The organism is Pseudomonas sp. GL-R-19 (genome assembly GCF_019956375.1).
Classification (GTDB): Bacteria; Pseudomonadota; Gammaproteobacteria; order Pseudomonadales; family Pseudomonadaceae; genus Aquipseudomonas.
Map to the genome: position 1 here is coordinate 51,624 of NZ_JAHBDJ010000007.1, position 11,750 is coordinate 63,373.

Consider the following 11,750-nt stretch of genomic DNA (forward strand, 5'->3'; position numbering starts at 1 on the left):
ATATGTGTCGTGTGGCGTTGGATGGATCTGTGGGGTTTGTCAGCCGATGGCCTGAGTCACCAGCGCAAACTGGCGCACTCCGCCGAAAGCCTGCGGTGGGGTACCACGAGCCATTTGCGCAACGGTGTCGACCTGCTTCAGCCCGGCTTCCTCCAGCCAAGGGGCCAGTCCGCTATCGGACGGTATATCCATGCGCACGAATGCGTCCGGCACTTGGGCCAACAACACCGCGATCAAGTGCTTGGCTTGCTCTGGATTTTCCGCGATGACCGGGCCGATGCAGCGACCACGGCCGAATGGGCGCAGCATGGCGAAGGCGCGTAGCTGACCCCCGCGCTCGATACCGACCGAGTGTTCGACAGTATCGAACAGATCGTTGAGCACGGAGTGTCTGTTCAGGCCGCTGCCGGCGTTGGCCAGTTCGATTTGATCGCTTCGATCGGCTTCGGTCAGCGGGCGGCAGCGCTCACCGGCTGGCAGATCATTGGGTACTGGAGGCAGCACATGCCCCTGATGTTGTTGAATATGTCCAAAGTCAATGAATCCCTGACTGGCATAAAGTGGGGCACCGGCCAGCGTCGCATTGAGCATGGCGGTACGTGATCCGCAAGCCTCAAGTGCCAGTTCCATCAGCTTGCGACCTATACCCTGGCCCTGGTACTCATCACTGACGATCACCAGGCCGATAGTGGCGTAATCTCCCTGCGCACAGGTGAACGCAGTACCGATCAGATGACCTCCATCTTCTACGACAAAACCCTGCGCGATGCGCTGCAACATGGCCCATTCCTCCAGGCGGTGGGGCCATTTCAACTGTACGGACAAGGCGTGGGCCAGCGGCACATCGGCCGGGGTCATGGGGCGATAGGTATACGCAGGGCGTTGCGAGTTGGACATGACAGATCTCCGTAGACAGGGAGCGTGACCGGTCGGATTTCTCCGCTGAAAGTGTTGGTATCTCACCTGCTGTGAGGCCTGACAAGAGGCGGTCATTGATTCGGCAGATTCTGTAGGCGACAGCGCTGCAGGCCACAGTTGCTGCTCAAATGAGAGGCAAGATCGGCAGCAAATACCGGGTCGGTTTTCAGGCTGCAGGGCAAAGCCAAAGGCGCTGCTGATGGGTACATTGCTTAAAAAAAGCGTGGGCACGCTCCCTTGCAGGAGCTGCGATGCGGCGATCCGACTTGTCGGGTCGCCGCATCGCAGCGATGGTCGATAGCGATAACGCTTGTGAACCGGATAAACGCGGCGTACTTGAGTCCATCGCCAGCAAGCTGGCTCCTACAGTTTCCCTGGATTGCGTGAAGAACCTAAAAAATCTGGCGCCAGTTGGTTGTTACTGGTGAGTTGACAGCCGTTGCTCAGTAACTTCGCTCGCGGTCAACCTGGCCAAGCATTGACTCACCGCGTTGATGCCGGCGGATATTCTCCAGCAACACGCTAAACGCACTTTCCGGTTGGGTCATCGCAGCGATATGCGGTGTCAGCAATATCTGCGGATGGTGCCAGAAGGGATGGTCCGGCGCTGCCGGCTCCTGTTCCAGTACGTCGAGCACCGCCGCGCTGAGCTGGCCGCTGGCCAAAGCCTCCAGCAGATCCTCTTCTATCAGGTGCCCACCCCGGCCCATGTTGACCAAGGCAGCACCTTTGGGCAGGTGCTGGAACAACTGTCGGTTGAGAATCCCTTTAGTCTGCTCGGTCAATGGCAGGACACAAAGCACTATGTCGCACTGGCTGAGGAACGCTGGAAGTTGCTCGGCACCCGCAAAGCAGTCCACCCCGGCAATGCGATGCTCACTGCGTGCCCAGCCCGATAAGTCGAACCCAAAGGTCTGCAAGGTGGCCAGAATCTGTTGAGCCTGTGTGCCGAGACCCATTACACCTACCCGCCGTTTGGCTGCCGGTTGCAGCAGGTGAGCCTGCCAGCACCGAGCCATTTGTTGCTGGCGATAACGGAGCATATCCCGGTGCAGGCTGAGCACCGCAAAACTGGCGTATTCGCACATGCCCCGGGTGATGCTCGGGTCGAGTAAACGTACCACCGGCAGGGTCGTTGGCAGACGGTCAAGGTCAAGTTGGTCGACGCCGGCCGACAAGGCGAACAGTACCTGCAGGTTTGGCAACAATGTTTCGAGATCGTCCGGCGCCTGCCAGGCTGCCAGGTAGCGAATATCCTTCGGATCGCCGATGTCCGGCCAGGCACGCCATTCGATATCTGGAGCGTGCTCAGCGAATAGGCGCTTCCATTGTTCGCCGCGCACCGGGTCAGCTTTATAGAGCAGGGCCATGGGTAACTTCTCGCTTCAGATTGGGAGTATCCAGCATGCCCGAGTGGCAGAGCAGGATATGTCGAAAGAATCTGCGTAAACGCATAACGTTGCGTTGTATGGGGCGCATGTCGGCAGATTCCATGGGCGCTGGCTACAGCTGAAGGATTCTGCTGTTTACCAGGGTGAAAACAGTCGATCCGAATTTCTCAGAGGCCAAGTTCGGCTTAGACAATTGCGTCGAAAGCTTAACCTTTGGAACACATCGCAGCCGTTTCCCGGTTGCCAGGTTCACTATGGGAGATGCCATGAACAGTAAAGTCGAAGAAACCCCGAGTTTGCTCCGTCAGCGCGATCAATTCGTGCCACGGGGTTTGGTCACGGCACACCCGCTGGTCATCGACCGGGCCCAGGGTTCTGAAGTGTGGGACGTGGACGGGACGCGCTACCTGGACTTCGTCGGCGGCATTGGCGTTTTGAACATCGGTCACAATCACCCGAAGGTGGTCGCGGCAGTGCAGACCCAATTGCAAAAGATCAGCCATGCTTGCTTCCAGGTGGTGGCCTACAAACCCTACATAGACCTGGTACAGCGTTTGTGCGAGTTGGTGGGTGGCCAAGAAGCCTACAAGGCGGCGCTGTTTACGTCTGGTGCAGAGGCGGTAGAGAACGCGGTGAAGATCGCCCGCGCGCATACCAATCGTTCAGCCGTTATCTCCTTTCGTGGCGGTTTCCATGGGCGTACTTTACTGGGTACGACCCTGACTGGCATGAGCCAACCCTACAAGCAGAACTTCGGGCCCTTCGCTCCCGAAGTCTTCCATACCCCATACCCTAACGCCTATCGTGGTTTCAGCAGTGAGATGGCGCTGCAAGCCCTGAACGAATTGCTGGCGACCCAAGTCGCTCCGGATCGAGTAGCTGCGATCATCATCGAGCCGGTGCAGGGCGACGGAGGCTTCCTGTCCGCGCCGCCGGAATTTCTCCAGGCGCTGCGGGCTCTGACCGAGCAACATGGCATCGTGCTCATTCTCGATGAGATTCAGACCGGATTCGGCCGTACCGGTAAATGGTTCGGCTTCCAGCACGCCGGGATTCAGCCGGATCTGGTCACCGTCGCCAAGAGCCTCGCCGGTGGTTTGCCAATATCGGGCGTGGTAGGTCGTGCGCACATCATGGACGCGCCATTACCCGGTGGTCTCGGCGGTACCTACGGCGGTAACGCCCTGGCTTGTGCGGCCGCGTTGGCGGTGATCGAAACTTACGAGCAGGATCAGTTGCTCGAGCGTGGTGAGGTATTGGGCGAGCGGCTGCGTCAGGGCCTGCTGCGCTTGCAGGCACGTCACCCTCGTATTGGTGACGTGCGCGGCACCGGCTTCATGCTGGCAATCGAATTGATCAAAGACGATGAGGCCCGTAGCCCCGATGCAGAGCTCACCCAACAACTGATCGATCAGGCCAGGATTGGCGGGCTGTTGGTGATCAAATGCGGGGTGTACCGAAATGTGCTGCGCTTCCTGGCTCCTCTGGTAACCGAAGAAAATCAGATCGACGAAGCGCTGACAATTCTTGAAGCGGCATTGTTGCGAGTGTTGGATTAATCTCAGGTCTCGGTTGGCGCAATGTAGCAATGCGCCGACCGAGGGCATTTAGAGCACATGGATTGATGAATGCATCATGGGAGGCTACACACCATGTACCTGACTGATTATTGTGCACTGCTGATCGATTGCGACGAAGTCCTGGTCGATCGGGATTCCGGTATCTGGACGGCCCTGCAACCTTTGCTCGAAAACCATCCGGGCATGCCAGGCAGGGAAGAGGTATTGGCTGAGTTTGACGAGGCGGTGCGCACGCTCTATCCACGTTTTTCCGAGTTGGGCTTCAGTGGCTTATTGTGCTTTGCCCATCGTCAGCTGGCCGAGCGTTTTGGGCTCAAGGCCAGTTGGGAAGAGGGCATGAGTTTCGCCCGTTCGGCATGCAACTGGTCGCTGTTCGAGGACGCGCCCGGTGCCATGTTGTATCTGCGCAAATTCTATCGGCTGCTGGTGTACTGCGATAGAGATGCCGAGGATCGCGAACAGCTCTGCGAGCGTTTGGGGATTGTGCCCGAAGACCTGCATTCCCGAGCCAGTAATCCATTGGAGGACAGCGAGTGGTTGCTGGCCAACAACCTGGAGCCCAAAAATATTCTGCAGATTTCCAGACCTCCTGCGCAGCCGCCAAAATTGGCTGGTTTGTGCCTGATCCGCCGTGGTCATGAGAATTATACTCAGGAATATTCCGCAGATTTTTACATCACAAGCATGGCCGACCTGGTCGCGCAGCATCAGCTATCTTTGCGACGTTGAGTTTGCTAAAACCACTGTCTAACTGAACGGCAATCAAGAGGTACCCGATGGAAGGTTTAATTAAACTAGACCGAATTGATATCAGTATCCTGGTTGAGCTTCAAAAAGACGGTCGAATGACCAACGTCAGTCTGGCCGATGCGGTGGGCCTGTCATCCAGTCCATGCTTGCAGCGGGTCAAACGGCTTGAGTCGGCTGGCTATATTTCCGGGTATAGAGCTCATCTAAACCTTGCCAAGATCACCGACTCGGTCACGGTATTTACTGAAATCACGCTCAGCGACCATAAACGGGAGGACTTCGCCAAGTTCGAGTCCAATATTCGTTTGGTCGATGAGGTGCTTGAGTGCCATTTAGTCAGCGGCGGTTACGATTACCTGGTGCGCTTCATGACCTGCAGTATTCAGCATTATCAGGAAGTGATCGAAGGGCTGCTGGACAAGAATATCGGTATTTCCAAGTACTTCAGTTACATCGTCATCAAATCCCCAGTACTTAAAGATGGGGTCCCGCTGCGTAGGCTATTGCGTCACCATTAAATGGTTCGCTGACGGCACCTAGCTTGTGCGTTCCTGGATTGAACGCCAGACGCGATGCTCGCTCAACATCAACGTCGCTATAGCTACCAGCACAGGTACAAAGGCAAGCGCACAGATAACGGCCCAACCGTATCGATTCAATATGCCTCCCGATGCAAACGAGCCGAGCACCACGGCGCCAAAGACAATGAAATCATTGAACGCCTGGACACTGTTTCTTTCGCTTGTTTTATGACACTGAAGGACGAGCGCAGAGGCGCCGACAAAACCGAAATTCCAACCAATCCCCAGAAGCACCAAACATAGATAAAAGTGGTAGGGCTGCACACCGGCAAGCCCGACAGCAATAGCAACGCCGGTTAACATCAACCCCATCAACACAACGCGGTTTGCTCCAAAACGGCGGATCAGATTTCCAGTGAAAAAACTGGGTGCGTACATTGCGATGACGTGCCACTGCAATGCCAGGTTCGATGATTCCAGTGAAAGATCCTCATGCTTCATTGCCAGTGGGGCCGAAGTCATCAGGAAATTCATCAAGGTGTAAATGATGACGCCACAGAGCATGGCGTTGATGAGTCGAGGCTGCCGAACAATCACCGCAAGCGGGCGACCTGGAGTACGAACAGCTGCCTCATGGCGTGGCAAATCGACACCTGACAGCACCACCGCCGAAACCACTGCCATTAATGCGGCTGCAACGTAAGTAACGATAAACAGGTGTGACTCCCATAGGTCCATCGTATAGGTGACCGTCTGTGGACCTAGTACACCCGCCACTAGCCCGGCAGCCATGACGATTGAAAGCGCCCAGGGCTGCCTGTTTTCTGGAACGCATTCTGCGGCGGCGAAACGAAACGTCAGCACCACAGCGGCATAAGCGCCACCCAACAGCATCGCAGCACAGAAAATGAAAAAGGAGGACAAATAAATGCCAATCGCAGCCAGCACTCCCATCAGGATGCCGCACAACGCTCCCAGCATAAACACGAGGCTGCGCCCATAGCGCTGCGCAATGGCACCGGCAGGTAGCGTGCAGCTCGCCATGCCCACGACAAAAATGGAGATGGGCAGCGTCGCCAATGCCTTATCCGGTGCAAGCATGTCTCCCACAATAGCGCCGGTTGCATAGACGATGACTGAGTTACCACCCGCCAATGCCTGGGCGGTTGCCAGGCGAAAAATGTTGCTGTTCCCGGATGTGGCTGACACGACTTCTCTCCCTTGAATGAATCGTCCCTTAATGCTGCTGCCGTTGCATCGCCAAGACGGGTTACCCGGATGACGATGAACGCAGTGCTGCATTTGACAGGCATCTCTGCCGACCCGTTGGCGCCTCTTACACACCGCCGTACTGATACACGGTCGCACTCCAGTACTGGTTGCCGTTACGTTTTTGGCGAGCCCATCCGTCGGCCACCAGTTGATTGGCGATCATTCGATTCATAAAGCCGTGACCGAGCAGCAGAACCGGTCCATCGCTGGCAAGGGACTGCAATCGTTTGGCTGCCACACTGGCGCGCATCCTCGCAGTGCCGGCGGATTCGACGTTGCGCGAGTAACCGCACAGCCATAAGACTCGAAGGATAAATGCCCAGGTAAACGGCGATAGCCGTGGCCGTTTCCAATGACCAAAAGGCAGTTGTGCTTCGCAGAAAAGTGCGTCTACCAGCGCAGGCTTCAGGCCGAGCGCCTGGACGGAGGTCAGCGCACGAGGCGCGCTGCTTGAAACAATCACCGTGGCGGTTGCGGCGAGTTGCAGACTGGCATGCGGGACCGGGTGGTGGGTAATTTCGGATCGGTTGTATTGTTCGATCCAGTCTTTCATCTCGAGCGCTGAGATCTTGTCGGTTGCGGCCAGTTTTGGCTGGCCGTGACGCATCAGGATGATTTCCCTGTTCACAAATTGACGTCCTTGTTCTGGTGTGTGGTAAATGACCAGCAAGTGCGGTCTCGGGAACTCAAGGTACCCCTCGCGTACCCGCATAAAACCGCACAATGAGGCTCGAGATTATCGGCTTTGGGACTGGACGGTAATCCCTTCTGCGAAAGTCAGTTGTCGACCATGACCGATGAGCTTTTTTTCTTCGAGGCGCGCGCACTGTGCTTTTCAAACCAGCCGTGATCACGGTACCACGCCACGGTGTCAGTGATTGTCTGCTCTAGCGTCCGGAAACTCAGGCCAAGCTCCTGCTCGCTCTTGCGATGGTTGAAGCAGGAGCGGTCCTCCTCTCGTATCAACAGGCGCAACGTGGCCATGCTCAGCAGAATGGGCTTGCCGGTCAGGCGCGCATAGATCTCCTGCACAGTTGCCAAGGTGTATAGAAAGGGCAGCGGTAGTTGTCGAACGGGGGTCTTTACGCCAGCGATACGTCCTAGAACAGGGACCAGCTGACGCATCGTCATATTCCGGCCCGCCGCGAGATAGCGCTCACCTCGTCGGCCCTGTTTGGCGGCAGCAATCAGCGCCCATGCCACATCACGGGCATCGACAACGGAGAAGCTGCCAGGGATCAGCCCGGGCAACTTGCCGTTCACGACATCGTTGACCAATTGTCCCGAGGAGGTCGGGCCAATGTCGGCAGGGCCCCACATCCAACCGGGCAGGACCATGCAGGCATGCATCTCGGGATGTGCTTCCAGGAACGACAGGACGACACGGTCGGCGAGGATCTTGCTGCGGTAGTAGTCATCCGCGTCGGCGTCGGCCCGCAGACATGTCTCATCGATGGACGAGCCAGGTGCGCCGTCGAGCACGGCAATGGAAGAGGTATGGACGAACCGTCGTATACCGGCGCGGTAGGCCTGGTTAAGCAGGCGCCGCGTACCAGACACATTGATCTTTTCGAGTTCTTTCCAGTGGCTGCCGCCCTTGTAGTTGTCGCGAAAGAACGCCGCGGTGTGGAACACCGTATCGCAACCTTGCAGCGATGCTGCGAATGCGTCGACATCGGCCATGTCACCCACGACCAGCTCCACCCCCGGCAGATTGTTGAACTGCTGTTCACCTTTGGCTCTTGAGCGGACCAGGCCTTTGACCGTGTAGCCACGAGCGACCAATTCACGCACCAGGTTGTTGCCCAGCAAGCCGGTTGCTCCAGTAACAAATGCGCTGCGCATGGCTCAACCCTCACCCTGTTCGGCTAACGGCATCAACACCGCGCTGTCGAAGAAGACCTCTTCACGGATGGCCAGCCCGTTTCTGAAGGTGAAGTGTGCGGCGTAGTGCACGGTAATATGGCGTCCATGGGGTGCAATCACCCGGCCTGGCAGCACCAAGGGTGCGGCGAAGGTGCCGGTCAGTAAGGCAGTCAGCGCCAAACGATCGTCAGCGACCATGAATGGGGTGAAGGTCACTTGGGCATCAGGGAACGCTTCGAACAGCGCAGTCTCTCGTTTGCGCATGGCGTCGCGACCGGTTTGAATCCCCATGCCATCGACGTAGATGAAGTCTTCGCAAACCAATGCAAGCATCGCCTCCACATCACGGCGATTGAAGGCTCTTGAGGCGCGTTCCGCATAGTCGTTGGGGCCAGTAGTCATTACAGTCCATTCCATTCGTGTCGAGGGTCTATAGATATACCTTTGAGGCCTCCCCCGAAAAACAGCGACTACTGCATAATGGATTTGCACATATGCAGACCAGGGAGGACAGGACGCATGGCGTTGCAAGCAAATTGGGACGATCTTCGTCTGCTGTTGGCAGTCTCGCGGCGTGGCAGCTTCCTTCAAGCTGGCCAGTTGCTGGGTATCGCGGCGTCTACCGTGTCCCGCCGCCTGACCCAACTTGAGGTCGCACTGGGCGAGCCACTCGTCGAGCGGGGCGTTGAAGGATGCTGGTTGACCTCGCGGGGCCAATCCCTCGTGGAAGTTGCCCTGGCTGCGGAAGCGGGCTTGAGGCGTCAAACCGCTGCAGGCATATCCGAGCCACACACAGAGCTGGCTGGCAGTGTCCTGGTCAGTGCAGGCGAGGGGTTCTCGTCTTGCGTGCTGGAGGCCGCGAGTCGCTTCACTTCTCTGCACCCGCGTTGCTCGGTGGAGCTTTTGGTAACAGCCGACTTTCACAAGATCGTCCGCGGCGTGGCAGACATTGCTGTACGTACCGCTCATCTGGGTGAGCCGTCGCTGATTTATCGACCCATAGGCCGGCTCGCCTACGGTGTCTTCGCTGATGCAGGTTATCTGAAGCGGTTTCCAGGGGTGACCCCGGCCACTGCGGTCAATGTTGCCTTGCTTCCCCCGCTGGACATGTTGCCGCAAATGCGTGCGGCAAAGGCCGGTGGTCTGGACCGCGCGCAGATCAGCGTGAATTCGTTCGCCGTGCAGCTCGAATCGGTGAGGCGAGGTATGGGGGTGGCCGTACTGCCCCGTATACTGGCGAAGGATCTGATCGGGTTGTTCCCGGATCTCCACCTTCCAGATATGGAGGTCTATCTGGTGACCCGGCCTCAGGCATTGAAGCAGGCCCACATCAAATGTTTTTTTGCCATCCTGGAGCAGGTGCTGCTCGAAGCCCTGTCCATGGAAAATGTCGAAGGTTACCTCTTGGGGGGTGGCCCGTGAGTATCGGGGCAATAACGATCTCTACCGCGTACGGGTCACCGTGCAATAGACTGGGTTTGCGGTGAGCGTGGAGCGCTTGTCAAATACCCACTCAAAGGATGAGCACATGAGCCGTACCGACCATATCTGCCTGATGGCAACCTATAACAAATGGATGAACGAAAAGATCTATGGAGCGGCCAGGTGCTTGTCCGATGATGAGCTATCAGCTGATAGAAAAGCGTTCTTCAGGTCGATTCTCGGGACGCTGAACCACGTGGCAGTCGGAGACACCGTGTGGCTAAAGCGATTCGCCAAACATCCAGCGAACCGCTCGGCATTGGAGCCGGTGAGGCGATTTTCTGATCCGAAAAGCCTTGACCAGGCGTTGTTCTCTACTATTCGAGAACTCTCAGTGTATCGAGAGACGCTTGATCAGATCATCGTCGAATGGGCCAGCTCTATTACAGAGTCCGATCTGGATCACACCCTCCATTATGCGAGCTTGAAGGGGGTAGTGTCGGACAAGGATTTTTTCGGCCTGGTGATGCATTTCTTCAACCATCAGACCCATCACCGTGGCCAGGTTACTACGCTGCTTTCACAGGCTGGTGTCGACATAGGTGATACAGATTTAGTCGTCCTCATCCCATCCCGATCCGGCGTATGAAGAAAAGCGGGATACCGGTATTGAGAATTCACCGCCAAAAGGGGTAATTCGATTCGGATCGCACTGATTACATCGCTGTCGCCCTGGCTTGATCCATGACGAACACCTCGCACCGCTGGTGGTGAACGTGCGGTGTCCCTCCGCATCGTTGCCTACCTGATAGCTAATCCCGGGGGGCAGGGTGACCTTGCGACACAAGCGTCTGGCAAAGCCATCTGGTCATCGCCCAGAAACCAAGGCACGGGATTGACTCCGGTGGCAGGGCCAATGATGGTGCAGTCAGCGGCCCTCATGCGACACTCCCCGCCCTACAAATCAGGGAGCGTGTTGACATGGTGCGTTTGCTTGCGGTCTCAGGGAGTCTTCGTGAGGTCTCCTCTAACTCAGTACTGTTGCGTGCAGCTGAGGTTCTCTGTCCCGAAGGGCTGTCGATAGCGCATTATCACGATGTTGGCCAGTTACCTCATTTCAACCCGGATTTCACGGAAAATCCTCCTGAATCCATCAGGGGCTTACGCTTGAGTATCGCCCACGCGGACGGCGTTCTGATCTCTTGCCCTGAGTACGCTCGCGGAATTCCCGGCTCATTCAAGAATATGCTGGACTGGCTCGTTAGCTCTGAGGAGTTCCCAGGTAAACCCGTTGCTCTTTTCAACGCTTCACCTCGGGCTTCGCACGCGCAGGCGGCACTGCGGCTGGTTCTGGAAACAATGTCGGCTTGTATCGTGGAGCAAGCATCGATATCCGTAAATTTGCTTTCCACGCAATTGAGTGCAGAGACTATCGCAAATGATCCAACGATCCGCCCACTGATCGTTTCGGCACTTGAAGCATTCAAGCAGCAAATCGATGGTAAAAAAGCGGGCTGATACACGTACGGATCATGGCCATTGAACCGTGCAGACTGGATCAAACTCATGATCGCCACCGCCCCGTTTTCTGCTGCGTAGAGATCCTGCAATGAGCCAGTTCTTGCGTCCAGGAGCCCATGGTCGGATCTGGTTGTCGGCCCAATTGTAGTTAATGGGAACCGCCCCGTCATCAAGGTAGCGCGATAGTGCTGCCCAGCGTTTCAGGCTGTAATCCAGTGCTCTGCTGATAGCCGAAACCGTCATGCACCAGAACTTTCATACGAGTAGCGCGCCGGTTGGCGAACAGATAAGCACAGTGCGGCTTAGCCGCGCCGAATACCGCGATCACCTTGGCCAACGCAGTCTCGGTGCCTGCACGCATGTCCATCGGCTCGGTGGCGAGCCAGATGGAATCGATGCGGATCATCGCAGCAGATCTCGCAGAAAAGTCGCGCAGGCAGCAGCACTTTCGGTTGCCCAGTTCACTTTTGCGAAATTGCACTCCACTTGACCACCCGTTCGCATTTGAC

The 11,750-nt window shown here is 56.8% G+C and carries 13 protein-coding genes and 1 pseudogene; 6 read left to right on the top strand and 8 right to left on the bottom strand.

Annotated features, from left to right (window positions below; genetic code table 11):
- Positions 1 to 39: 39 nt before the first annotated feature.
- Positions 40 to 897, bottom strand: a complete 858-nt coding sequence (locus tag KGA83_RS04235) for a GNAT family N-acetyltransferase (RefSeq protein ID WP_223528616.1) — start codon at positions 895 to 897, stop codon at positions 40 to 42.
- 464 nt (positions 898 to 1,361) lie between these two features.
- The gene (locus tag KGA83_RS04240) at positions 1,362 to 2,288 is read right to left on the bottom strand and encodes a 2-hydroxyacid dehydrogenase (RefSeq protein WP_150752395.1); all 927 of its coding nucleotides are present in this window, start codon (positions 2,286 to 2,288) and stop codon (positions 1,362 to 1,364) included.
- A 287-nt stretch (positions 2,289 to 2,575) separates the two neighbouring features.
- Between KGA83_RS04240 and gabT the strand changes: the two genes are divergently transcribed.
- The 3 genes from gabT (at position 2,576) to KGA83_RS04255 (ending at position 5,157) form a co-directional block, all read left to right on the top strand.
- The gene (gene gabT / locus KGA83_RS04245) at positions 2,576 to 3,868 is read left to right on the top strand and encodes a 4-aminobutyrate--2-oxoglutarate transaminase (RefSeq protein WP_108219350.1); all 1,293 of its coding nucleotides are present in this window, start codon (positions 2,576 to 2,578) and stop codon (positions 3,866 to 3,868) included.
- 93 nt (positions 3,869 to 3,961) lie between these two features.
- A complete protein-coding gene (locus tag KGA83_RS04250; protein WP_223528618.1) occupies positions 3,962 to 4,618 on the top strand; it encodes a 2-haloalkanoic acid dehalogenase in 657 nt (218 codons plus the stop codon).
- Between the two features lie 47 nt (positions 4,619 to 4,665).
- Complete coding sequence (locus KGA83_RS04255) at positions 4,666 to 5,157, top strand: Lrp/AsnC family transcriptional regulator (protein WP_108219348.1); 492 nt, start codon at positions 4,666 to 4,668, stop codon at positions 5,155 to 5,157.
- A gap of 18 nt (positions 5,158 to 5,175) precedes the next feature.
- Here KGA83_RS04255 and KGA83_RS04260 read toward each other — a convergent pair whose 3' ends face one another.
- The 4 genes from KGA83_RS04260 to KGA83_RS04275 all read right to left on the bottom strand — a co-directional run bounded on the left by KGA83_RS04260 (position 5,176) and on the right by KGA83_RS04275 (position 8,700).
- The gene (locus KGA83_RS04260) at positions 5,176 to 6,369 is read right to left on the bottom strand and encodes an MFS transporter (protein ID WP_223528621.1); all 1,194 of its coding nucleotides are present in this window, start codon (positions 6,367 to 6,369) and stop codon (positions 5,176 to 5,178) included.
- 127 nt (positions 6,370 to 6,496) lie between these two features.
- Positions 6,497 to 7,039, bottom strand: a complete 543-nt coding sequence (locus KGA83_RS04265; protein WP_223528723.1) for a histidine phosphatase family protein — start codon at positions 7,037 to 7,039, stop codon at positions 6,497 to 6,499.
- A 170-nt stretch (positions 7,040 to 7,209) separates the two neighbouring features.
- A complete protein-coding gene (locus KGA83_RS04270; RefSeq protein WP_223528624.1) occupies positions 7,210 to 8,277 on the bottom strand; it encodes an SDR family oxidoreductase in 1,068 nt (355 codons plus the stop codon).
- Positions 8,278 to 8,280: 3 nt separating this feature from the next.
- Entirely contained in the window at positions 8,281 to 8,700 is a 420-nt protein-coding gene (locus tag KGA83_RS04275; RefSeq protein ID WP_223528628.1) for an ester cyclase, read from the bottom strand.
- A 117-nt stretch (positions 8,701 to 8,817) separates the two neighbouring features.
- Here KGA83_RS04275 and KGA83_RS04280 point away from each other — a divergent pair, with 117 nt between their 5' ends.
- From KGA83_RS04280 to KGA83_RS04290, 3 genes are all read left to right on the top strand, one after another.
- Complete coding sequence (locus KGA83_RS04280) at positions 8,818 to 9,720, top strand: LysR family transcriptional regulator (protein ID WP_108219344.1); 903 nt, start codon at positions 8,818 to 8,820, stop codon at positions 9,718 to 9,720.
- Positions 9,721 to 9,826: 106 nt separating this feature from the next.
- Positions 9,827 to 10,369, top strand: coding sequence for a DinB family protein (locus KGA83_RS04285; RefSeq protein ID WP_223528631.1), 543 nt, complete (start codon positions 9,827 to 9,829; stop codon positions 10,367 to 10,369).
- A gap of 332 nt (positions 10,370 to 10,701) precedes the next feature.
- Entirely contained in the window at positions 10,702 to 11,238 is a 537-nt protein-coding gene (locus tag KGA83_RS04290) for an NADPH-dependent FMN reductase (protein ID WP_223528634.1), read from the top strand.
- Here the strand turns inward: KGA83_RS04290 and KGA83_RS04295 are convergent.
- Both KGA83_RS04295 and tnpB read right to left on the bottom strand, forming a co-directional pair.
- Positions 11,238 to 11,475, bottom strand: a pseudogene (locus tag KGA83_RS04295) (IS66 family transposase); the annotation flags it as partial. The gene KGA83_RS04290 and the pseudogene KGA83_RS04295 overlap by 1 nt on opposite strands.
- Complete coding sequence (tnpB, locus tag KGA83_RS04300) at positions 11,411 to 11,647, bottom strand: IS66 family insertion sequence element accessory protein TnpB (protein ID WP_223528637.1); 237 nt, start codon at positions 11,645 to 11,647, stop codon at positions 11,411 to 11,413. The gene tnpB and the pseudogene KGA83_RS04295, both read right to left, overlap by 65 nt.
- Between the last annotated feature and the right edge of the window lie 103 nt (positions 11,648 to 11,750).

Coding starts and splice junctions, on each gene's coding strand:
- KGA83_RS04235 (WP_223528616.1), bottom strand. CDS start 897: ATGTCCAACTCGCAACGCCCTGCGTATACCTATCGCCCCATGACCCCG.
- KGA83_RS04240 (WP_150752395.1), bottom strand. CDS start 2,288: ATGGCCCTGCTCTATAAAGCTGACCCGGTGCGCGGCGAACAATGGAAG.
- gabT (WP_108219350.1), top strand. CDS start 2,576: ATGAACAGTAAAGTCGAAGAAACCCCGAGTTTGCTCCGTCAGCGCGAT.
- KGA83_RS04250 (WP_223528618.1), top strand. CDS start 3,962: ATGTACCTGACTGATTATTGTGCACTGCTGATCGATTGCGACGAAGTC.
- KGA83_RS04255 (WP_108219348.1), top strand. CDS start 4,666: ATGGAAGGTTTAATTAAACTAGACCGAATTGATATCAGTATCCTGGTT.
- KGA83_RS04265 (WP_223528723.1), bottom strand. CDS start 7,039: ATGCGTCACGGCCAGCCAAAACTGGCCGCAACCGACAAGATCTCAGCG.
- KGA83_RS04270 (WP_223528624.1), bottom strand. CDS start 8,277: ATGCGCAGCGCATTTGTTACTGGAGCAACCGGCTTGCTGGGCAACAAC.
- KGA83_RS04275 (WP_223528628.1), bottom strand. CDS start 8,700: ATGACTACTGGCCCCAACGACTATGCGGAACGCGCCTCAAGAGCCTTC.
- KGA83_RS04280 (WP_108219344.1), top strand. CDS start 8,818: ATGGCGTTGCAAGCAAATTGGGACGATCTTCGTCTGCTGTTGGCAGTC.
- KGA83_RS04285 (WP_223528631.1), top strand. CDS start 9,827: ATGAGCCGTACCGACCATATCTGCCTGATGGCAACCTATAACAAATGG.
- KGA83_RS04290 (WP_223528634.1), top strand. CDS start 10,702: ATGGTGCGTTTGCTTGCGGTCTCAGGGAGTCTTCGTGAGGTCTCCTCT.
- tnpB (WP_223528637.1), bottom strand. CDS start 11,647: ATGATCCGCATCGATTCCATCTGGCTCGCCACCGAGCCGATGGACATG.